Annotated in this window: 20 protein-coding genes, 2 tRNA genes and 1 other RNA gene; 11 read left to right on the forward strand and 12 right to left on the reverse strand. The window is 38.4% G+C overall.

Annotated elements, in window-relative coordinates; translation table 11 throughout:
- Nucleotides 1–35: 35 nt before the first annotated feature.
- From R2Q70_RS12495 to R2Q70_RS12505, 3 genes are all read left to right on the forward strand, one after another.
- Nucleotides 36–509, forward strand: coding sequence for a hypothetical protein (locus tag R2Q70_RS12495; RefSeq protein WP_316807915.1), 474 nt, complete (start codon nucleotides 36–38; stop codon nucleotides 507–509).
- A 67-nt stretch (nucleotides 510–576) separates the two neighbouring features.
- Nucleotides 577–1,908, forward strand: a complete 1,332-nt coding sequence (locus R2Q70_RS12500; RefSeq protein ID WP_316807916.1) for a PQQ-binding-like beta-propeller repeat protein — start codon at nucleotides 577–579, stop codon at nucleotides 1,906–1,908.
- Between the two features lie 111 nt (nucleotides 1,909–2,019).
- The gene (locus tag R2Q70_RS12505; protein WP_316807917.1) at nucleotides 2,020–3,063 is read left to right on the forward strand and encodes an NAD(P)-dependent alcohol dehydrogenase; all 1,044 of its coding nucleotides are present in this window, start codon (nucleotides 2,020–2,022) and stop codon (nucleotides 3,061–3,063) included.
- Between the two features lie 54 nt (nucleotides 3,064–3,117).
- On the opposite strand, the gene R2Q70_RS12510 is transcribed toward R2Q70_RS12505, so the two are convergent.
- Both R2Q70_RS12510 and R2Q70_RS12515 read right to left on the reverse strand, forming a co-directional pair.
- Nucleotides 3,118–3,534 (reverse strand): hypothetical protein, encoded by a 417-nt coding sequence (locus tag R2Q70_RS12510; RefSeq protein WP_316807918.1) that lies wholly within the window; start codon nucleotides 3,532–3,534, stop codon nucleotides 3,118–3,120.
- 143 nt (nucleotides 3,535–3,677) lie between these two features.
- Nucleotides 3,678–3,750, reverse strand: a tRNA-Lys gene (locus tag R2Q70_RS12515).
- A 370-nt stretch (nucleotides 3,751–4,120) separates the two neighbouring features.
- Between R2Q70_RS12515 and R2Q70_RS12520 the strand changes: the two genes are divergently transcribed.
- Both R2Q70_RS12520 and R2Q70_RS12525 read left to right on the forward strand, forming a co-directional pair.
- Nucleotides 4,121–5,422, forward strand: coding sequence for a sugar MFS transporter (locus R2Q70_RS12520; protein WP_316807919.1), 1,302 nt, complete (start codon nucleotides 4,121–4,123; stop codon nucleotides 5,420–5,422).
- Nucleotides 5,423–5,508: 86 nt separating this feature from the next.
- The gene (locus R2Q70_RS12525) at nucleotides 5,509–6,003 is read left to right on the forward strand and encodes an HAD family hydrolase (protein ID WP_316807920.1); all 495 of its coding nucleotides are present in this window, start codon (nucleotides 5,509–5,511) and stop codon (nucleotides 6,001–6,003) included.
- 161 nt (nucleotides 6,004–6,164) lie between these two features.
- Here the strand turns inward: R2Q70_RS12525 and fsa are convergent, their stop codons facing one another.
- Both fsa and ffs read right to left on the reverse strand, forming a co-directional pair.
- Nucleotides 6,165–6,824, reverse strand: coding sequence for a fructose-6-phosphate aldolase (gene fsa, locus R2Q70_RS12530; RefSeq protein WP_090496409.1), 660 nt, complete (start codon nucleotides 6,822–6,824; stop codon nucleotides 6,165–6,167).
- 110 nt (nucleotides 6,825–6,934) lie between these two features.
- Nucleotides 6,935–7,034, reverse strand: an RNA gene (ffs, locus tag R2Q70_RS12535) — signal recognition particle sRNA small type.
- A 424-nt stretch (nucleotides 7,035–7,458) separates the two neighbouring features.
- Here ffs and gltB point away from each other — a divergent pair.
- The 3 genes from gltB to R2Q70_RS12550 all read left to right on the forward strand — a co-directional run bounded on the left by gltB (nucleotide 7,459) and on the right by R2Q70_RS12550 (nucleotide 13,887).
- The gene (gltB, locus tag R2Q70_RS12540; protein ID WP_316807921.1) at nucleotides 7,459–11,958 is read left to right on the forward strand and encodes a glutamate synthase large subunit; all 4,500 of its coding nucleotides are present in this window, start codon (nucleotides 7,459–7,461) and stop codon (nucleotides 11,956–11,958) included.
- A 3-nt stretch (nucleotides 11,959–11,961) separates the two neighbouring features.
- Complete coding sequence (locus tag R2Q70_RS12545) at nucleotides 11,962–13,428, forward strand: glutamate synthase subunit beta (RefSeq protein ID WP_316807922.1); 1,467 nt, start codon at nucleotides 11,962–11,964, stop codon at nucleotides 13,426–13,428.
- A 249-nt stretch (nucleotides 13,429–13,677) separates the two neighbouring features.
- Nucleotides 13,678–13,887: a hypothetical protein gene (locus tag R2Q70_RS12550; protein ID WP_316807923.1), complete on the forward strand. Its 210-nt coding sequence runs from the start codon at nucleotides 13,678–13,680 to the stop codon at nucleotides 13,885–13,887.
- Here R2Q70_RS12550 and R2Q70_RS12555 read toward each other — a convergent pair.
- The 8 genes from R2Q70_RS12555 to R2Q70_RS12590 all read right to left on the reverse strand — a co-directional run bounded on the left by R2Q70_RS12555 (nucleotide 13,882) and on the right by R2Q70_RS12590 (nucleotide 19,151).
- Complete coding sequence (locus tag R2Q70_RS12555; RefSeq protein WP_316807924.1) at nucleotides 13,882–15,087, reverse strand: DUF763 domain-containing protein; 1,206 nt, start codon at nucleotides 15,085–15,087, stop codon at nucleotides 13,882–13,884. The genes R2Q70_RS12550 and R2Q70_RS12555 overlap by 6 nt on opposite strands.
- A gap of 98 nt (nucleotides 15,088–15,185) precedes the next feature.
- Nucleotides 15,186–15,259 (reverse strand) — tRNA-Arg (locus R2Q70_RS12560).
- Between the two features lie 108 nt (nucleotides 15,260–15,367).
- Nucleotides 15,368–15,805: a Fur family transcriptional regulator gene (locus R2Q70_RS12565; protein WP_316807925.1), complete on the reverse strand. Its 438-nt coding sequence runs from the start codon at nucleotides 15,803–15,805 to the stop codon at nucleotides 15,368–15,370.
- Between the two features lie 11 nt (nucleotides 15,806–15,816).
- Nucleotides 15,817–16,266 carry a hypothetical protein gene (locus R2Q70_RS12570; protein WP_316807926.1) on the reverse strand — a complete coding sequence of 150 codons (450 nt, stop codon included), beginning with the start codon at nucleotides 16,264–16,266 and terminating at the stop codon, nucleotides 15,817–15,819.
- Nucleotides 16,263–16,706 carry a hypothetical protein gene (locus R2Q70_RS12575; RefSeq protein WP_316807927.1) on the reverse strand — a complete coding sequence of 148 codons (444 nt, stop codon included), beginning with the start codon at nucleotides 16,704–16,706 and terminating at the stop codon, nucleotides 16,263–16,265. The genes R2Q70_RS12570 and R2Q70_RS12575 overlap by 4 nt, the downstream gene beginning before the upstream one ends.
- Nucleotides 16,706–17,911: an ABC transporter permease gene (locus R2Q70_RS12580; protein ID WP_316807928.1), complete on the reverse strand. Its 1,206-nt coding sequence runs from the start codon at nucleotides 17,909–17,911 to the stop codon at nucleotides 16,706–16,708. The genes R2Q70_RS12575 and R2Q70_RS12580 overlap by 1 nt, the downstream gene beginning before the upstream one ends.
- On the reverse strand, nucleotides 17,911–18,537 hold the full coding sequence (locus tag R2Q70_RS12585; RefSeq protein ID WP_316807929.1) for an ABC transporter ATP-binding protein: 627 nt from the start codon (nucleotides 18,535–18,537) through the stop codon (nucleotides 17,911–17,913). Before R2Q70_RS12585 ends, R2Q70_RS12580 begins: the two co-directional genes overlap by 1 nt.
- Nucleotides 18,538–18,764: 227 nt before the next feature.
- On the reverse strand, nucleotides 18,765–19,151 hold the full coding sequence (locus R2Q70_RS12590) for a MerC domain-containing protein (RefSeq protein WP_316807930.1): 387 nt from the start codon (nucleotides 19,149–19,151) through the stop codon (nucleotides 18,765–18,767).
- Nucleotides 19,152–19,351: 200 nt separating this feature from the next.
- Between R2Q70_RS12590 and R2Q70_RS12595 the strand changes: the two genes are divergently transcribed.
- From R2Q70_RS12595 to R2Q70_RS12605, 3 genes are all read left to right on the forward strand, one after another.
- Nucleotides 19,352–21,808 (forward strand): TonB-dependent receptor, encoded by a 2,457-nt coding sequence (locus tag R2Q70_RS12595; protein WP_316807931.1) that lies wholly within the window; start codon nucleotides 19,352–19,354, stop codon nucleotides 21,806–21,808.
- A gap of 7 nt (nucleotides 21,809–21,815) precedes the next feature.
- Entirely contained in the window at nucleotides 21,816–22,334 is a 519-nt protein-coding gene (locus R2Q70_RS12600) for a PaaI family thioesterase (protein ID WP_316807932.1), read from the forward strand.
- Nucleotides 22,335–22,434: 100 nt separating this feature from the next.
- The gene (locus R2Q70_RS12605) at nucleotides 22,435–22,677 is read left to right on the forward strand and encodes a hypothetical protein (protein WP_010602041.1); all 243 of its coding nucleotides are present in this window, start codon (nucleotides 22,435–22,437) and stop codon (nucleotides 22,675–22,677) included.
- The last annotated feature ends 25 nt before the right edge of the window (nucleotides 22,678–22,702 follow it).

Here is a 22,702-nt window from a genome sequence, read left to right on the forward strand (position 1 = left end):
CTTCAAAAAAAGTATAAAAAACAACCTAAAAACCTATGATAGTTTCTGCACAAACCTATAACATCTTACTAATAGTGATTGCGGTGCTAATTGTTGTAAAACCGTTTTATACCCGTTTGATAACAAAACAAGACAATAAACACGATTGGATGTTTGCTTTTTTAATTCTTTTATTGCCCATAAATTGGTTCACGCCAACTTTTATTACGCTTACCAAATGGTTCGAATACAAAAAGGAGGTTTTGCTATTTCCAAGCAGCATCGATGGTGTAAGTTATAGTTATGGATGGAATAATTACATAGTGAATAAATCGCTGGAGAACCTGGTATTCGAATATGTTTACTACGGTGATAGCAAGCGAGAAGACGATGAGGTAGATAAAATTATCCCACCAGGAAAAATTGCAAAAGTAAACGAGGTAAAAATCGATTTCGTTTTCGAAAAACAAGCAAAAAGTGTTTCAACCAAATCGAGCGGTGCAACTAAAACGAGTTTGTATTGCATGTAGTTTTAAAAACTTCATTAGCAATCCATCTACTTTCCATTTTCAAAATTTATCCCAAAAATTATCAATTATGTTATCAAATCCCAATCTTAGACAATCAACTGCCAAATTTGTGATGGCTGGTTTAACAAGCGCTTTTTTATTTGTGAGTTGTGGCAATCAACCTGCCGAAGATAAAACCATTGCCGACCATGAAACTTTAATCGTTTCTACACACGGAAAAGTGATGAATATTAACCTGGAGCAAAATAAAGTCCAATGGCAATATCAAAGTAAATACAATCCAGAGGGAAACAGAAACCTGTTTTCGCTTAGCGATGACTTGTTGATTCAGCCTTTTGAAAGTGGTGAATTGGTTGCTTTTAACCTAAACACCGGCAAGATTTTGTGGCAGGAGCATATTTTAGGTGGGGGTGATGGTGCCGAAGATGCCGTAGCCACAGCGGACGGACAACTGGACACGGCTTTCGTCAATACAAAGAAACCGTTGTTCATGACCCAGCCTTTGATAGCTGAGAACAGTGTATACATTTCCTCTACCAATCAACCACAAAGTTCGGATGTGCCCGCTTTCTATAACTTCAATAAAAAAACTGGAGAGAAAATTTGGGTAGAAAATTTACCTACGGTGTTCAATCTTTTTAAACCTGTTTTACACAACGATTTTATTTTTGTTAATTCGGCGGTTTACCTAAACATGTACAGTAAAAACGAAGGTACAAGCACTAGCTATGGCGTTTTCGATGGTGCAGATGAATTTCCTAATGCAGAGCCAAGCCAATTTGTAAAACCAATTTATGCACAAATGCAAAGTGATAGCAAAAACCTGTATGTTGGCGATGAAAATGGTAAATTTTATGCCTTGCATTTCGATAGCAAAAATAATCTTCCCGTTTCAGATGTAACGGATCCGAACAATACATTTGCTAAAAACCCAAAGTTGTTTAAATGGGAATTTGCTGATCCCAGCATCAGCTCGATACAGGAAGATGGCCGGACCTATATCTACGATGATTATATTCTGGCTGCTGTAAATCAGAAAGATAAAAACGAGCCCGCCATTATTGCAATTGATAAAAGTAATGGAAAATTAAAATGGAAAACCGAACTTAAAGGCATTGAAGAATGGAGGTTAATCGGCGACAAAATTACGGCAACCAATGGCAAATTAATTTACTTATTGGATACGGATGGAAAAATTACGTTAACTATAAAAACCGAAAAACAATTTGCGCCAATTTCGAACATCGAGATTGATAAAAATGATGATTTGGTTTACGCTACCGAACAAGGAATTGTGAAATATGAAGTTAAAACGAAAAAGTTTGTAGTGATTTTAAAACAGACTTTTAAGAAAGAATACCATGATTATTTCCAGGTTAAATATTTGATGAAAAAGTAATCACAATAATGATATTGTTTGAATTTCGTAAGCATTGATTTGATATATGTAATATTTATGGAACTAATAGCCATTATTTTTGTTGAAGTATAGTTAATTAAAACTTATAAGATGATTGCAACAAAAGGATACGCGGCACAAGACCCAGGAACGGATTTAGCACCCTGGAATTTTGAACGTCGCGAAGTTGGACCACATGATGTTCAATTCGAAATATTATTCTGTGGCGTATGCCATTCAGATCTTCACCAAATTAAAAATGATTGGTTTCCTGGTATATTCCCAATGGTTCCGGGCCACGAAATTGTTGGCCGGGTAGTCAAGGTAGGAGATCATGTTAAGAAATTTAAAGTGGGTGATCTTGCCGGTACAGGTTGTATGGTTGATTCATGTCAGGTTTGCGAAAATTGTAAACGGGATTTGGAGCAATACTGCCTTGAAGGAAACACGCAAACTTATAATGGCCTTGAACGAGATGGCAAAACGCCAACTTATGGAGGTTATTCTGATTCGATTGTGGTAAGAGAGGAGTTTGTACTTCATGTATCTGACAAACTAAATCTGGCTGCGGTTGCACCACTGCTGTGCGCTGGCATTACCACTTATTCTCCTTTAAGACATTGGAAAGTTGGTAAAGGTCATAAATTGGCGGTGCTAGGTCTTGGCGGCCTGGGCCACATGGCAGTAAAGTTTGGCGTCGCTTTCGGAGCCGAAGTAACGGTATTAAGTACCTCACCTAAAAAAGAAGAAGATGCTAAAAAACTAGGTGCGCATCATTTTGTGGTAACTACAGATCCTGAGCAAGTAAAAGCAGCCAGAGGAACTTTCGATTTTATTTTGGATACGGTTTCTGCTGAACACGACTTCAATATGTACTTATCATTGTTAAGAACAGATGGAACGCATATTTGCGTGGGTGTACCACCTAAACCGGCAGAAATTGCTGCGTTTAGTTTATTGGGTGGCAGAAAAAGCCTTGCAGGTTCTGGTATCGGAGGTATTGCCGAAACTCAGGAAATGCTCGATTTTTGCGCCGAGCATAACATCGTGTCTGAAATTGAAATGATTGATATGAAAGATATCCACAAAGCTTATGAGCGAATGGAAAAAGGTGACGTTAGATACCGGTTTGTAATTGATATGGCTACTTTGTAACCTTTAAATTAATCAAGCCAGTAATTTTAGGTTTACTGGCTTGATTATTAAAAACTATTTTGTCAGGATAACCTCTTCGGTTTCGATAATCTTTTTGCCTTTTTTTGTTTTGGTCTCGGTTTTCAATAACCGGATTTTACCCTGATCAAAGCTAACCAGATAAGGTGTTTTATTTTTGTTCTCTTTACCGATAAATAATTTATTAGCATCACTTACAGCAGGCAGTTCTTCTTTGTGTTTGCCAAAACCCTGTACAATGATCACGCTGTTTCTTTTGGTGAACTCGTAACTTTTTTCTCCTGCTTTGTAAAGCTCTTTTTCTGTTTCTGTAATAGCGCCATTCGTTTTTTCAATTTCAATTTTAGAAATGGCTTTCCATTTGCCTATTAGTTTTTGATCAACAGCTATTTTACTTTGTGCATGAGACTGGATGCCAATGGCGACAAAAAAAATCAGTAATAATGTTTTCATGATGGAATGTTTAGATGAACAAGATGGAATTGATTCTCACTAAAGTAAGAAATTTTGTTCAGGACGAGTATTCCTCGATAGGAAGGATTAGCGAAAAAAATGATTCTAAACAAAAAAACCTCACATTCCTGTGAGGTTTTTTGTGATCCCGCTGGGATTCGAACCCAGGACCACTACATTAAAAGTGTAATGCTCTACCAGCTGAGCTACGGAATCTACTTTGTTTAAAAACGTTGTCCGTTTCCTTTAAAGTGATGCAAATATAGGGTTCAAATATATCTCCTGCAAATAAAAATATGCGAAAAGTGCTACTGTATTGATTTATAAGGGAATTAATTATTACAGCTGCTTATTTTTTCTATCATCGATGTTTTTTTTGTTTAAATTTTAATGAAGGTGTAGGCTAGACTTTAGGGCATAGCAGTCTCAGGTTATGCATGAATGTACGGCAACAAGACACCAGAGAGAGGAACACTTGCTATTTTAAAATTCGAAAATCACGCAAACGTTTGAGTAAAAAAAATAGATTTTATTTGCTTAGTTTGGTCGTATCAACTGAACCAACCAACTAAACTTACTTTTTACAATGATTAATTCACCTGAAACTCAAAAGAGAACAGCATTATTACCAATGATCATTTGCTGTGCACTTTTCTTTATTTTTGGTTTTGTCACCTGGGCAAACGGAACGCTGATTCCTTTTTTAAAGTTAGCGCTAAACTTAAAAACCGATTTGCAGGCATTTTTTGTCACATTTGCCTCTTATATCGCTTATTTCTTTCTGGCATTGCCAAGTTCCTGGATTTTGAAAAAATTGGGCTTTAAGAACGGACTCGTATTAGGTATGGTGATATTAGGCTTGGGCTCACTTGTTTTTATTCCGGCAGCAGATAATAGAAGTTTCGGATTATTTCTTGCAGGCATTTTCATTCAGGGATCAGCAATGGCATTGCTGCAAACGGCTGTAAATCCTTATTTAAGTATCATCGGGCCAATTGACAGTGCTGCTGCACGGATTTCCATTGCAGGTTTGTGCAACAAAGGGGCTGGCGTAATGGTGCCCATTATTTTTGGACTATTGTTTTTAGATAACGCCAAAGAGGTAACTGCGAAATTAGATGCAACGGCTGATCCCGTTGTCAAAAATGCCATATTAGATGAACTCTTGCACCGTGTACATACTCCCTACATTGTGTTAGCAGTGGTGTTTGTGCTTTTTGCAGTGCTCATCAAATTTGTCCACTTACCGGAAGTAAATGCAGAAGATGATGAAGCGGTAGTTGAAAAAGATGATCTTGCAAGGCAAACAACGGCTAAAAATAGTATTTTCCAGTATCCACATCTATTTTTAGGCGCACTTGCCATTTTCTGTTGTGTTGCAGTAGAGGTTATGGCTGGCGATATCATAAACACCTATGGCCGTGAACTGAACATTGATGCTAATATATTGCGATTTTCGACCTCGTTTACTTTAATATGTATGCTAGTGGGCTACGTTTTAGGAATAGCAACCATTCCAAGATTTATCTCGCAACAAATGGCGCTCAGAATTTGTGCCCTTTCGGGTGTGTTATTAACGGTTGTATCAGCATTCACAGCAGGTTATGTTTCCTACTATTCAGTGGCACTGTTAGGTTTGGCAAATTCCTTAATGTGGCCAGCTATTTTTCCACTCGGAATCAAGGGCTTGGGCAAATTCACCAAAACAGGTTCTGCCATTATGATTATGGGGATAGCCGGAGGTGCCATCTGGCCTTTGGTTTATGGCTTTTTAAAGGATAAGATGCACATCGATTTTCAGCATGCATTTTTATTAGCCATGATTCCAGCTTATTTATACATTATCTATTTTGCAATAAAAGGGCATCAGGTGGGGATGAAGAAATAAAGCGTTTTTTATTGGCCAGAATTCCCTGGCCTTTTTTATTTCTTCATTTTTAAACTATCTTGCGCCAATTTTCAAAGTAATATTATATGAATAAAGCAATTTTCCTTGATCGTGATGGTGTTTTGAACCACGAAATTTACGATTATATCTGTCGTGTTGAAGATTTTAAGATTTTGGATTATCAAATACCTGTGTTAAAGAAATTTTATGATGAAGGATATTTATTAATTGTAATCACCAATCAGGGAGGAATAGCATTAAAAAGATATTCTGAACAGGAACTGGCAATTATGCATCAAATGTTAAGGAATGCGTTTGTAGCGAAGGGTGCAGATATTGCCGGCTTTTATTATTGCCCGCATCACCCAACCGTTGGAGGTGAGTGCAAATGTCGTAAGCCAGCGTCGGGAATGATTTTAGATGCGATTGACATGTATGATATTGATCCTGCACAATCTGTAATGATCGGCGATAAACCCAGGGATGTAGAAGCTGCAAATGGGGCAGGGGTGAAGGGGATTTTAATCGAGCCTGATGAACAGATTAATTATGAGAAAGTGAAAGAAGTACTTGCCATGTAACATGGGTGATGTGATATGGAAGATGGAAAAGGGTAGATAGGAGATGGAAAATAGATAGATAATAGGTGTAAAAAAAGTCCTAAGTTTCGAATCGATGTGATTCTAAACTTAGGACTTTTTCTTGAAAGTACGCTTTAAAATTTTTACTTTAAACTTTGGGCTTACTTACCAGCCGCTTTAGCGTGATCTGCTAAGAAAGTTGCTAAACCGCTATCTGTTAATGGGTGTTTTAATAATCCAACAATTGCAGCTAAAGGTGCAGTAATTACATCAGCACCTAATTTTGCACAGTTTACAATATGTAATGGTCCGCGGATTGATGCAGCCAAAATTTGAGTTTCGTAACCGTAGTTATCAAAAATAGTTCTGATGTCTTCGATTAAAACTAAACCATCGCTCGAAATATCATCTAAACGACCCAAAAATGGAGAAACATAAGTTGCACCAGCCTTAGCTGCCAATAAAGCTTGTCCTGCTGAGAAAATTAAAGTACAGTTGGTTTTAATTCCTTTTGAAGAGAAATACTTGATCGCTTTTACGCCATCTTTAATCATTGGAACCTTAACAACAATTTTAGGATTCAATGCCGCTAATGCTTCACCTTCCTTAATAATTTCATCAAAAGTTGTAGAAATTACTTCAGCACTAACGTTATCGTCAACGATATCGCAAATTGCTTTGTAGTGGTTGATAACATTTTCTTCGCCGGTAATACCTTCTTTAGCCATTAAGCTAGGGTTGGTGGTTACGCCATCTAAGATGCCAAGATCTTGCGCTTCCTTGATTTGATCAAGGTTAGCTGTGTCAATAAAAAATTTCATGGTTATAAATTCTTAAATATTTGAGTTTCAATAATTGAACCCTGAAGAATTTAATTCCCCCTTCAGAGTTTACTCCGATTATATATCGGAGGCATTAAGGGAAAAGAAAAAAAGGGCAAGCACCTTCTATCGCACCGCTACAACCTTCTACCCTTGCTATGTTCCCATCCTGGGGGAGTTCAAAGGGAGCTGGTCGTAAAAGACTTGCCCGGCACAAAGGTAGAAAAAGAAGTTGTTTTGCGAAATGCATTTCGCTAATTTTTCAGTCATTTAGGCTATCTGGCTGATTAGTAAATTAATAAAATTTTATTCCTTTTTCACAAGGGGATTCTTACAATGCAAAATTTAGCACAATAGACCGCTAATTTATTTATTCATAAATAGATTCTTTACATATAAACAATATCGTTAAAACGATTTATCACTTTTTTGCGATGAAAACTTTCAATTTAGTCAGATTTTTTAAATTATAAATTTGATAAAATATTAAGGTTAATGTTGATAATGTTTTATTATATAGACTTAAATTTGCTTATAAACTAGAATAATCCTAAAAAGCATAACAACTCTGTAATTTGATATTCGTTTTTTGTATCTTAGTGTTTCCTATACACTAACAACTAACGAGCAAAGAATGGAACCAAACAGTGGATTGTACGATGCGCAATTTGAACACGATGCCTGCGGTATTGGGTTCGTTGCGCATGTGAAAGGGCGAAAATCGCATCAAATCATCTCCGATGCACTTACTATTTTAGAGAATCTAGATCATAGAGGGGCAAGTGGAGCAGAACCAAATACCGGCGATGGGGCAGGTATCATGATTCAGATTCCCCATGAATTTTTATACGATGAATGTTTAAAAGCTGGCTTTAGCTTACCTGAAACCAATAATTATGGTGTCGGTCAGTTATTTATGCCCAAAGATATTCGTTCAAGAGAGGAATGCAGAGAGCTGATTTATCGTGCTGCTGAAAAGCTGGGACTTGAAATTTTAGGTTTCAGAAAGGTAGATGTTGATACCACAGATATTGGAAGCATGGCACTTTCTGTTGAACCAGAAATTGAGCAGGTTTTTATCGCTCGTCCTTATGCCGTAAATCCTGGGGCTGATTTCGAACGAAAACTTTATATTTTCAAAAATTATCTGATCAAACTAATCGTTAATACGGTACACGGTGGCAAAGATTTTTATATCGTTTCGCTTTCTGCGCAAACCATTATATATAAAGGTCAGTTGACCTCTTTGCAGGTTCGAACTTATTTTAATGATTTAAGTGATAAACGTGTGGTGTCTGCATTGGGTTTGGTACACTCACGTTTCGCAACCAATACATTTCCATCGTGGCGGTTGGCTCAGCCATTCCGTTTTATAGCACATAATGGTGAGATAAATACCTTACAGGGGAATTTAAATTGGTTTAGGGCAGGTGTTAAGTCTTTTGCTTCTGCTTATTTCACGCCAGAGGAACTGGATATGTTATTGCCAGTTATTGATGAAACGAATTCCGATTCAGGTTGCCTGGATAATGTCATTGAGTTATTGCTTCATGCTGGCAGAACTTTACCTCATGTTTTAATGATGCTGGTTCCGGAAGCATGGGATGGTAACGAAGATATGGATCCGGTTAAAAGAGCTTTTTACGAATTTCACGCAACTTTAATGGAGCCATGGGATGGACCGGCAGCAATCGCATTTACTGATGGTAAATTAATAGGTGCTACTTTGGATCGTAATGGTCTTCGTCCATCGCGTTATGCCATCACTTCTGATGATCGTGTGATCATGGGCTCGGAGGCGGGTGCATTGGCGATTGATCAAAGCACCATCATCGAAAAAGGTCGGTTAACGCCAGGTAAAATGTTTGTAGTAGACATGGAGCAGGGTAGAATCATCAGTGATGATGAAATCAAAACGCAGATTTGCGCTAAAAGCCCTTATGCAGATTGGATTAATCAATATCAAATTCGGTTAGAAGAATTGCCAGAACCACGTGTAATGTTTACCGGCCTTTCGGAAGAATCAGTTTTTAAATATCAGCAGGTTTTTGGTTACAGCAGGGAAGATGTTGATCTTTTGCTTAAACCAATGGCAATTGAAGCCAAAGAGCCTATCGGTTCGATGGGAACTGATACGCCACTTGCGATCTTATCAAAACGTCCACAGCATTTATCTAATTATTTCAAACAGTTATTTGCGCAGGTAACCAATCCACCAATTGATCCTATCCGCGAAAAAGTGGTGATGAGTTTGGCTAGTTTTATGGGAAGCAACGGAAATTTGTTGGATGAAAACCCTAAACAAGCTCATTGCGTTGCCATCAAACACCCTATTTTAACAAATCAGGAGTTAGAAAAATTAAGAAGTATCGATACCGGAGTTTTTCAGGCGAAAACGTTGCAGACCTATTTCCGTGCTGATGGAAAGCCTGGAGCAATGGCAAAAGCTTTGGATCGCTTATGCAGATACGCCGTTGATGCAGTAGAAGATGGTTTCCAGGTGATTGTGTTAACAGATAGGGCAATCGATTCGGAACATGCAGCGATGCCATCGTTATTAGCAGTTTCGGCAGTGCATCACCACCTCATACGTAAAGGTTATCGTGGTGCTGTTGGTATTGTAATTGAAGGTGGAGATATTTGGGAAGTACATCATTTCGCTACCTTATTAGGCTTTGGTGTGACTGCAATTAATCCTTATTTAGCGCTGGAAACCATTAGCGGTTTTCAGGAAGAATCGGGTTTATCAGCTGAGCAGCTTACCAAAAATTACATTTATGCTGTAAATAGCGGCTTGCTTAAAATCTTTTCTAAAATGGGAATTTCCACCTTACAATCTTATCAAGGTGCACAAATTTTCGAGATTTTAGGCTTGAACAAACAAGTGGTAAATACTTATTTCACTGGTGCAGTTTCCCGGATTGGCGGGTTAGGTTTAGATGAAATTGCGAAAGAAACTTTGATTAAACACCATCGTAGTTTCGGTCCAGCCACACAAACTGAAAACTTATTGCCAGCCGGTGGAACCTATAAATTCCGTCGGAGAGGTGAGGCGCATTTATTTAACCCGCAGACGATACACTTGCTGCAAAATGCGACTCGCAAGAATGATTACAACATTTTCAAGCAATATTCGAAATTGGTAAATGAGCAAACACAACAGGCTTACACCATTCGGGGTTTATTTGATTTTAATTATACGCGTCCTTCAGTTCCATTGAACGAACTTGAATCTACCGAAGCGATTTTAAAAAGATTTGCAACCGGAGCAATGTCGTTTGGATCCATTTCGCATGAGGCACACTCAACATTGGCTATTGCGATGAACCGCATTGGTGGTAAAAGTAATACTGGTGAGGGTGGTGAAGATGAAATGCGCTACACTAAAATGGAAAATGGTGATAGCATGCGTTCGGCAATTAAACAGGTGGCTTCTGCTCGTTTCGGGGTTACCAGTTACTATTTAACCAATGCTGACGAATTGCAGATCAAAATGGCCCAGGGTGCAAAACCTGGTGAGGGCGGTCAATTACCTGGCCACAAAGTGGATGACTGGATTGCCAAAGTTCGTCACTCTACACCTGGAGTTGGATTAATCTCACCTCCACCACATCATGATATTTATTCAATTGAGGATTTGGCTCAGTTGATTTATGATTTGAAGAACGCCAATCGTGCCGCCAGAATTAATGTTAAACTCGTTTCTAAAGCTGGTGTTGGTACCATTGCAGCAGGTGTAGCAAAAGCACATGCCGATGTAATTTTGGTTTCTGGCTTTGATGGCGGAACTGGTGCATCGCCGTTAACTTCCATTCAACATGCGGGTTTACCATGGGAATTGGGCTTGGCCGAAGCACACCAAACTTTAGTAAAAAACAGATTGCGTAACCGCATCGTTTTACAAACGGATGGTCAGCTGAAAACCGGTAGAGATATTGCCATTGCAGCTTTATTAGGTGCGGAAGAATGGGGTGTGGCAACAGCTGCATTAGTGACTGCAGGTTGTATCATGATGCGCAAGTGTCACCTGAATACTTGCCCGGTTGGTGTAGCTACGCAAGATCCTGAATTACGAAAACTATTTAGCGGTGATGCCGATCACGTGGTAAATCTATTCCATTTCTTAGCGGAAGAGTTACGTGAAATTATGGCGGAACTTGGTTTCAGAACCATTCACGAAATGATTGGTCAGGCAGATATTTTAAAAGTACGCGAATTGCCTGAAGAAGATTGGAAACTGAAATATTTAGATCTGTCTGCAATTCTTTTCAAGGCTGAAGATAATGGTTTGCCATTGTTTAACACGGAAGAACAGGATCATGGTTTAGCGCATGTTCTAGATCACCAGTTAATTGCAGCTGCACAGCCAGCAATTAATAACAATGAACCTGTTTTTGCAAGTTTCAACGTTAAAAATACTGATCGTTCCTTAGGTACAATGTTATCGAATGAAATCTCTAAAGTTCATTTAGGTGCAGGCTTGCCACCAGATACCATTAACTTTAAGTTTGTAGGTTCTGCCGGACAAAGTTTTGGTGCTTTCAATACGAGAGGAGTAACATTATCTCTTGAAGGTGAAGCAAATGATTATGTAGGTAAAGGATTATCTGGTGCCCGTTTGGCCATTTATCCATTCTCAAATTCAACATTCATTCCGGAGCAAAACATCATCATCGGTAACGTTGCCCTTTACGGCGCAACTTCTGGTGAGTTATTTGCCCGTGGAAAAGCAGGTGAGCGTTTTGCGGTTCGTAACTCCGGCGCAACAGCTGTTGTAGAAGGCGTAGGCGATCACGGTTGTGAATATATGACTGGAGGAGAGGTTTTAATCCTTGGAGATACAGGAAGTAATTTTGCTGCTGGTATGAGTGGTGGTGTGGCCTGGATTTATGATGCCAATGGAACATTTGCCCGTAAATGCAACAAGGAAATGGTTGATCTTGATCCGCTGCAAGCTGAAGATGAGGAAAGAATTTTAGCTTTACTTAAAACACATATTCGTTTGACAGATAGTAAGGTAGCAGAATTTATCTTAAGTGATTGGAAAACTCAATCAAACCATTTTGTAAAAGTATTCCCTAAAGAATACAAAGCAGTTTTAGCAAAACGTAATCAACAAGTAAAAACACATTAAGCCATGGGAAAAGTAACAGGATTTCAAGAATACGATAGAGTTGCGCCCACAAGAGAAGAGGCTAAAACTCGTGTAAAACACTACGGGGAATTTTTAAACGAATTACCCGCTCAAGAATTAAATAATCAGGCTGCCCGCTGTATGGATTGCGGCGTACCTTTCTGTCAATCAGGTTGCCCTTTGGGCAATGTGATTCCAGAATTTAACGATGCCGTTTATCAAGGCAAATGGGAGCAAGCTGCCAACATTTTGTTAAGCACCAATAATTTTCCGGAATTTACAGGTAGAATTTGCCCGGCACCTTGCGAATCTGCATGTGTGTTAGGAATCAATCGTCCACCGGTTTCTATTGAGGAAATTGAAAAACATATCATCGAAATTGCCTTCGAAAAAGGATTTATCAAGGCTAAAGCACCGCTTATTAGAACGGGTAAAAAGGTTGCCGTAATTGGTTCAGGTCCGGCTGGTTTAGCAGCTGCTGCTCAATTGAATAAGGTTGGCCATGAAGTTACCGTTTTCGAACGTGATGATGCTCCGGGTGGATTATTAAGATACGGTATTCCTGATTTTAAACTTCAGAAAAACGTAGTCGATCGCCGCATTGATTTGATGAAAGAAGAGGGAATCATTTTCAGATGCAATGCCAATGTTGGCGAAAACGTTGAAATTAGCACGCTGCTGAGAGACTTTAATGCTGTTGTTTTAGCCGGAGGTTCAACTATTCCCCGCGACTTACCGATTGAAGGCCGTTCGGCTAAGGGCGTTCATTTTGCTATGGATTTCCTGAAACAACAAAACAAGCGTGTGGCGAACAGAGAGATTGTTGTTGAAGATATCGTCGCAACGGGCAAGAACGTAATCGTGATTGGTGGTGGCGATACAGGTTCTGATTGTATTGGAACCTCAAATCGTCAAGGTGCAAAATCGGTAACACAATTCGAAATTATGCCAATGCCGCCTCAGGCTCGTACAGCGAATATGCCGTGGCCAAATTATCCTATGCTTTTGAAAAATACATCTTCGCATGAAGAAGGCGCTCAAAGGGCATGGTCGGTGAATACAAAAAACTTTATTGCCGATGAAAACGGAAATCTAAAGGCATTAAAAGTGGTTGATGTAGAATGGGAGATTGACGCTGTTGGCCGTCCGGTTTCATTTAAAGAGGTTGCCGGAACGGAAAGAGATTTGCCGTGTGAGTTGGTATTTTTAGCAATGGGTTTCTTACATCCGCAGAAAGAGGGATTAATTGAAAAACTAGGCGTTGAACTGGATAATCGCGGAAACGTAAAAGCATCGGAACACACTTATCAAACCAATATTGCCAAGATTTTTGCAGCAGGTGATGTTCGCCGCGGTCAATCATTAGTGGTTTGGGCAATTTCAGAAGGTAGGGAAGCAGCCCGTAAGGTTGATGAATACTTAATGGGGGTTACAAAACTCGCATCACGTGATGCAGTTGCCTATGCATAATTAGCAGGTTTTTAATTTTTATATTTTAGAGTCGTGGTTTTTTGCCACGACTTTTTTTATTATGGAAATTTATGTTGATTTTTTGCCACGGAGACGCAGAACTCAAGGAATGGGGTTCAAAACGTTTGTTATGCCGAATTTATTTTAGCATCTATTCCGTTAGTGTTGTTGTTATTAAAATTCTGAAATAAATTCAGGATGACGAAGTTGTTAAGTAAACTACCTTAAGTTCAATTCTGAACTTCATGAATGATGAATTTAATCGATAAAATGACTTTGTGTAATGATGTAGACCGATCGTCATTGCGAGTTCCGATTTTTCATTCCCGAAATTTCGGGATGGAAATCTCATTTTATATCATGGATGAGATTGCTTCAATCAGTGAGAAATCGATCTTGCAAAGATGGAAAGTTAATGATATGCTGAAATTACTTCATCATTTCTGGCAAGACCTATAAAAACAAACTCAATTGATCATTTTTCGGTGGCTTCTCATCACCAAAAACCGTTTTGCCGCCATACTTCCAGCTTTCGGTTCGTTCTTTCGCAATCACTTTATCAAAATCCATATTTGGAATGAAATCCTTTTCTGCATTTTTAGCGATCTGATGCAAAGATTTAATCGCTTCCTGTTTATCAGTGTCTCCGATTTTAGCCTTTTCGATTGCTTTGGTCAACACGCTTATGGTTTCGTCATAAACATTTACCGGTACAGGGAAGGGGTGTCCGTCTTTCCCACCATTCGCGAAAGAATAACGGGCAGGATCAGAAAAGCGTGAAGCCGTGCCGTAAATCACTTCGCTAACCAAAGCCATAGATTGAAGGGTTCTGGGCCCCATTCCATCTAATAATAATAGTTCCTCAAAATCGGCGGGTTTCTTTTCCTGGGCAAGCCATAAAATACTGCCTAATCTTTTCAGGTCAACATCTTTCGATTTCACGTCGTGGTGTTTCGGCATGACTAATTTTTGTACCTCTGCAATCAGATGGTTCGGCGATTCTTCGGTCATGCTCATAATTATCTTCCTGGTCGGGTCGGCTTCGTTTGCGGTGAGGTTAAGGATGCTACCCTGATTGACACCGCAAATCCCGGTATGTGGTTCTTCCACAAATGATTTGAGGTTTTCCGAATGCCAATGATAACGCCGGGCTGTTGAGCTTGCATCGCTCATTCCTTGCTGAACCACAGCCCAATCTCCATCGCTATTTAAAATAAAACTATGAAGATACAATTGGAAACCATCTTGAATGGCAGTGTTATCTACTTTAGCACTTAATTTGCTTGCCCTAACCAGTTTCGTTCCATCTAAGCCTGTTTGATCTGCAATTCGCAGCAGTTCAGTTGGAGTTTCTCTGCTGAATTTGCCTTTTCCGCCACAAATATAAATACCAAGTTCTTTTGAAAGTGGATTGATGGCTTTTTTCAAAGCACCCATTACAGAAGTTGTTATACCTGAAGAATGCCAATCCATTCCCATTACAGCGCCAAGACTTTGAAACCAGAAAGGATTGCTTAATCTGCGAATAACTTCTGCCTTGCCATACTCCATTAAGATAGACTCTGTAATTGCCAAGCCAAGTTTAACCATGCGTTGCGCCAACCACGGCGGCACCTGGCCATAATGTAATGGTAAATCTGCGCTTCCTGATCTTTTCAATGCTAACAAATTTAGTAAAAAATATTTAAAGACGATGCAGATCGAAAATGATACAAAAGAAAAAACCTCCAACTTTTTTGAAGTTGAAGGTTTAAATGTACCCCGGAAGGGATTCGAACCCCTGACCCACGGTTTAGAAAACCGTTGCTCTATCCAACTGAGCTACCGAGGCCCGTTTTGTAACGAGTTGCAAATATAGAAGTTCTATCGAATAAGCAAAAATAAATTTTAATTATTTATGCTGATTTTTTACCCCGCATTTTAAAGCTTTAAAAACTAATTAATTAGCTTCATTACATTCCTTGCAAATACCTGAAACGATAAGGTTCATGTCTTCAATTTTAAATCCTTGTTCGATTTTTAGTGTCGGGATTTTAACATTATCGAGGCAATAAACGCGTAAACAGTTGTTGCAATTAAAATGAACATGCTCATCATGATGATGCTGCGCTGTACAGGAATTTGAACAAATGGCATAATTTGCAGTGCCTTGTTTATCTAGAACGCGATGAATAATTCCTTTTTCCTCGAAAGTTTTTAAAATTCTATAAAGCGTAACCCGGTCGATATCTTTCCCGATTACATTCTCAAGATAAGGCTGGGATGTGGCGGAATCCCGATGAGATAAAACATCCAAAACCTGCAACCTTGCCCCGGTTCTTTTCAAGCCATTTCTGACTAATAGATCTTCATATCCTTGTACTTCAATTTCGTTCATAATACCTTAATTTAAATAATCAATTTTGCATTTACAATCGAAACCGGTGGTTGATAGGTAGCATTATCATTGGTGAGTTTCAAAATTCCTTTCACTCTAATCGGCTTGTCTGTAAATGAAATGGCATTTTCCATTTCAATCATAATCATAATAGGAACACCATTCTGGCCACAAAAATAACATTGATTTATTGGTAATGTTGCCAATAAGAATTTTTGTTGTTTCTGACTATTTTTAATAGGAATCAAATAGCCTCTCAAATCAAATTCCTTATTTTTAAATCTATTGATAGTCTCTCCATAAACAGGAAGCAATTCATTCTGTTCATTGAGCTCAAACTTAACCGTCCCGATCACATCCCAGTTCAACGATTTTATCTGATCGCTGTTATTGTGTTTTTTAGTCTGGCCGGATGCTGCATGGTAAAAGAAAAGCATCAACAGGATTGATAGTATTCTCATTTTACTTGCGTAGCTCCCAATAAAAAGAATTCTGACCTATTATCTCCAGAATTATTAATTACAAATTTACCCTTTATTTTAATTGGTTTTTCTGTAAATGGTAACGGCGTAGCCATTTTTACCTCTACCATTGAAGGAATATCGCCAGTACCACAAAATGGGCAAGATTCTATCGGTACGATAGACAGCAGGAATTCAGAAAACTTTGAACCAACTTTTGTTGGATAAATATATCCTGGCAGCTCAATCACCTTGTTATTCAAAGCCATCAGTTCTGGTGGGAATATGCTTGCCCATTTCAACGGCTCAACTTGTTTTTCGTATCTTAAGCCAATTAAATTCCAGTTAGCTGTCCGCATATCTTTATGTACCTTAACCTGCGCCTGCGTTATAAAAACGGAAGTCAGAACTAAAAGTACTATGGCTGTTATCTTTTTCATTATTTGTCTTTTGAAAGTGTGCGGGCAATATCTACCCGGTAAGTTTGCAGCGCCGGAATGATGGAAGCGATAATACCAATAATTAATCCAGCGATGATGAGGTAAAATTCATCGTTTACAAAATATAACCCGGTTAAGCGGGCTTGAGATGATTCCTGATACACACCAATAATTTGAACGGCCAGGTGTCCGATGATTAGTCCGAAAATTGCACCGCTTACCGTGATCAGTAATCCTTCGAGCATTACTAAAAAAAACAGTTTAAATTTTGAAGCGCCGAGGCAACGCATAATGGCTAAATCGTATTTTTTTTCTTTCATTGAATTATAAAGGCTGATGAATACACTCATTGCCGATATAGCCATAATCAATACAGCAAACCATTTTAAGGTTTCGATACCCACGCCAATTAACGAAAAGAGTCGGGCACTTTCCATTGCTGGCGATGCGGCCTGCATATTGGTGCTTTGATTAACCATTCGGGGGAAGATCACTACTGACATTGGAGAACGGTATTGAATGAGAATAGCGGTAACCTCCTTATTGTCTATTTCGTTTTCCTCCACATGGACCTCATGCTCATCATGATCTGGCTCATGCATTTTATACACACTACCAATGTTGGTTAATATCAAATTATCCGTAACGTTTCCTTCTGCCTGCAAAATGCCGGTAACGGTATATGCGTGGTGTTTATGTTCATCACTTGCATCGCTTAAACCATGTGCACCAAAAAATTTATCACCAACCTTTAATTTTGCTTCTGCTGCAACAGTGCTGCCGATTGTGGCTTCCAGATCCTGACTCCAGAATTTTCCAGCGGAAAGTTTTAAACCATATAATCCCACAAAACCAGAATCTGTGCCAACTATGCGGTGACCTTGGTAGTTATCCCCAAGCGCCAAAGGAACGGCTTTTTTAACCATCGGATTCTGCATCAGTTCCGTAGCATCTTTTAGCGGGATATTACCTGTTGGAAAATCAATATGGTAAATACTGCTTAAAATTAATTGCAGCGGGCTTCCTTTCGCACCGACAACCAAATCAATATCTTTCGCATTTTGTTCCAGTTTATTTCCAATTTGTGTGGATGCCAGAAAAAGTATCGAAAGAATCGCGACACCAAATGCTACCAGAATGATGTTAAGAAACGTGGTAAGTTTGTTTTTTAACAGGTTTTTAGTACTTAGTTTTAATATGTTCATTACAGTAGATATTCCTTGCTGATTCGATTTCTAACTCTTTTATCGTGTGTGGCAATAACCAGTGAAGCATGATTTTCTCTTGCCTGTTCTGTTAATATATTGATCACATTTTCTGCATTTTCATCATCCAGGCTTGATGTGGGCTCATCAGCGATGAGTAATGAAGGGTTGTTGAGTAAAGCTCTGGCAATGGAAACCCGTTGTAGCTGCCCCTGGCTTAACTCATCAGGGAAATTTCGCTTCTTGTTTTCTAAACCTAATGATGCTAACAAACTAAATACACGGGCTTTATCAAGTTTAATTCCTGCTAATGAAGAAGCAAGGGCTACGTTATCGTAAATATTCAGGCTTTTAATTAAATGCGGTTTCTGAAAAACGATTCCGATATTTTGCCCCCGAAAGCGGTCCATATCTTTCAATGATAACGAATAAATATCGGTTCCGTTAAGCTTTACCGATCCTGATGTAGGTTTCAGCAAACCCGAAACAACATTCAGGAGTGTACTTTTCCCACTTCCGGAAGCGCCCAGTAATAGCCATTGTTCTTCATCCTGTATTTCCCAGTCGGGAAATTTTAGACTTGGACCATTTTGATATTGATGTGTTAAAGACTGAATGCTAATCATTGCTTTTTTAAGGTTTTGATATACTGAATATTTTTTATTGCATAATGGCGATAAAGTTCTTGAGCGTTATTGGTAGTATGTTTGCAAGCGGGATTCAAGGTGCAAATAAAAGAAAGCGAAACAATAAATAGTAGTTTAATTTTTTTTTGCATGGTACAAATATATAATCCTTTTGTAGTAGAGAAATTGTTTCAATGGTTTTGATACAAAGCCATAACATTTTACAGCTAATGATTGTGCTTACAACTTCTGTTTAACCTCAGGTTATGAAAGTGTGCTCCGGCGATGGTAAAACCACCAATTGGGATCAGTATGGGTTCAATAACTTCTATATCTGATAAATGGCCAACCAGAATAAATATGAAGCCACATGCCAAAGTGATAATCGGGTAAGGATTGCGATGAATTTGCCGATAAGATTTACTCAAAGACCATACGCCAAGCACTAGCGATAATAAAATCATACTCATCTCTAAAAATGGAGTAGCCAGAAATTCTAGTCCCCAAAGTGGGAGCAGCGTTAGCAAAAATGGTAATGCCGCACAATGTATTGCGCAAGCCGTCGAAGCCGTAATCCCAATTTTGTCCAGGTTAATTGTTTTGAAATTCTTCATTGTGAAATACTATAACACAAATATAAAAGCAATTTTGTTGCATTTAAGCCTTTTTATATTTTTATTTGCAACTAAATTGCATTTACGTGATATACCTAAGCTTTTCGAAGTTTATTCTATCAGCTTAAAATTATAATTTGGTATATTTAAAAATAAATTTAGATTTGTCTAAAAATATATTTAGATAAACATCACATTCCATGAAATTTCTACTTTTATCGTTCAGTTTTTTATCTTTTGGCCTGATTGCTTCTGCACAAAATGCCGTGATCAAAGGCATCATTACATCAAATGGAAATCCTGCCCCAAACATTACCGTTAAAGTTATAGGGAGAAATCAGACGACAAAGTCAGATCAAAACGGATTATATATTTTGAAAAATCTAACTCAGGGTGCATTGGATTTACAGTTTTCTGGTATTTCTTACGAAATGAAACGTATAAAAGCTGTTGTAAACAGTGATACGTTAATGATATCAATAAATCTAAAGGGTTTAGAATCTAATCTGGATGAAGTTGTTATTACGGGTGTAAATCGGGCTACTGCGTTGAGGAAAAGCCCGGTGCCCATTGCGGTGCTTACAAAAAAGACAATGGATCAAAACGTAAATACAAATCTAATTGAAGCTATTGTAAAAGGTGTGCCAGGCGTTACTGCGGTTACTACCGGACCAAATGTTTCGAAACCATTTATCAGAGGATTAGGCTACAACCGTGTTTTAACATTGTACGATGGCTTACGTCAGGAAGGTCAGCAATGGGGAGATGAGCATGGTATTGAGGTAGATGAATATGGTATTAGCAGGGCAGAGGTAGTAAAGGGACCAGCCAGTTTAACCTATGGTTCTGATGCTTTGGCTGGTGTAATCAACATGATTCCTTACACTCCAAATTTCAAAGACGATAAACTTGCGGGAGATTTTACCACAAATTACCAAAGCAACAATGGTATGGTTGGCGCATCGCTGGGTTTGGCATACATCAAAAATGACTGGAAATACAGTTTTAGGGCAAGCGGAAAAACAGCGCACAACTATTATAACAAAGTTGATGGATATGTATTTGGAACTGCATTTAGAGAATACAATTTATCGGCAAGCGCCAGGGTTGATCAATCGTGGGGATATTCAAAAACTGCTATAACCTATTATAATAATTTAATGGAAATTCCTGATGGAAGCAGAGATTCGCTTAGCAGAAGATTTACCAGACAGGTTTTGGATGATGGCGATGATATCAAAAGCAGGCCATTGGTTTCAGACCAGGATTTGAAACGCTATTCTATTAATCCTTTACATCAACACATTCAGCACTATCGGTTTTACAATGCCAGCCAGTTCAAGTTTGGATCCAGTGATTTAAATATCTTAATTGGTGGTCAGCAAAGTGTACGGAGGGAGTATAATCACCCAACTGCTCCGAGCCAGGCCGGACTTTATGTGGTTTTAAATACGCTGAATTACGATGTAAAATACAATCTTCCTGATTTTGCAGGAATTGAAAGTACGCTTGGTGTAAACGGAATGTATCAAAGCAACCGGAGTAAAGACGCCACAGATTTTCCTATTCCTGATTATGACCTTTTTGATATTGGAGCATTTTATTTCGCTAAAAAATCTTTTGGTAAGCTCGACATTTCCGGAGGTGTTCGAATGGATCGCAGAAATATTAACTGGAATAATTTTTATGTTGGAACGGATGCGCAGACTGGCTTTGGCCGCAAATCTGATGCATCAGATCAAATGGCTGATTTACAATTTCCATCATTTAATCGTAACTATTATGGTTTTTCGGGTAGCGTTGGGTTTACATATAATCTCTCTGAGAAATTCTTATTTAAAGCCAATATCGCACGTGGTTATCGGGCACCGAACATTACCGAAATTGGCTCAAACGGACTGGATCCTGGCGCCCACATTGTGTATTTAGGAAACAGAACTTTTAAGCCTGAATTCAACTTGCAGCAAGATATCGGTGTAATTGCTTACCTGAAAGATGCAGACATCAGTCTTGAAATTTTTAACAATAACATTCAAAACTATATTTATCAGTCTCGCTTAACGGATGAAAATGGGAATCCGGTGGTTGTGGTGCCCGGCAACTTAACTTATCAATATCAACAATCAAAAGCCAGGTTGTATGGTGCCGAATTGGCTATTAATTTACACCCGGCTGCTGCAAAATGGTTAAATTTCAATAATAGTTTTGCTTATGTTGTTGGATTAAATAAAAATGAAGAATTATTGAGGTTACATGGTAGCGAAGCAAAATATTTGCCTTTTATTCCGCCTTTGCAAATCAGATCGGAATTGAAAGCTACGGCGCAAAAATCTATCGGTTTTTTTAGCAAACCTTATGTTAAAGTTGATGCAGTATTATTTGCCGATCAAAATAAATTTTATGCACTGGATGATACGGAAACTTTTACCAAAGGATACACGCTGTTTAATGCAGGGGTGGGATCGGCGATAAAGTCAAAATCTGGCAAAACTATTTTAGATCTTTTCGTCCAGGTTGATAATATCTTTAATGTTGCCTATCAATCTCACCTTAATCGTTTGAAATACTTTGAATACTATGAATCTTCGCCCAATGGCCGATCAGGAATTTATAATATGGGTAGGAATATGAGTTTTAAGGTAGTGGTACCCTTTTAAATGTAAGATGGAGATAGCATCTGAAAGAAAAGCTATTTCCATCTTCCATATTTCTTATCTTTACATCATACGCAATTACATCAAAATGGAAGCATCATTAAGCGAGCAAAGGTTAAATTTTCTTAGGCAATCAATAGGGAAAATCATTACGGAATCTCCATCAAATTTTATGAACTGGCTGGCTCCGGTATTGGTTAAGGCCGAAAGCGGGATTTTGGTCTGTAAATACACCATTCGCAAAGAAATGACTAATCCATATCAAATATTGCATGGTGGAGTTACTGCAGGCATCATTGATGATTTAATTGGGGCAACGGTATATACGATGGGTTTAAATGATCGGTATACCACGGTAAATAATTATATAGATTACTTCGCACCAGCCAAAGAAGGCGACGAGATAATTGCCGAAACTGCCATTGTGAAACGCGGAAAGACCATATTAAATCTTCAGTGTGAGATACATTTACCTTCAAAAAAACGTTTAATAGCCAAAGGTTATTCGAACATGTTAAACATAGGTTAACACATTCCTAATTGCTTTAAAATAATTTGTTAATTCCTTTAAATTAGCGAAACATTCTCATTAATACATTGTTGTAAATTAACCAAAAATATAATGAGCCATGTTAGAAAATTATTCCACACTGCAATTTATTGTTAGAGGCAAGATTTTTAAGGGATTTTGCATGCGTATTCAAGATGACTTTCATGAAACTTATGCCGTTGTTTTAGATGGCTACCATTCTTTTTGTATCTGGTTAGATAACAAGAATGAGAAATGGTGTGCTTCGAAAAACGTTGCTATTGATCCGGATGCGATTGACGAGATTATTAATAGAATATCGCCACGTCCCCAAGTCTCTTAACCACATCAGAATAATGCTCAAAAGA

It is taken from the genome of Pedobacter agri (assembly GCF_032678665.1).
Taxonomy (GTDB): Bacteria; Bacteroidota; Bacteroidia; order Sphingobacteriales; family Sphingobacteriaceae; genus Pedobacter; species Pedobacter agri_A.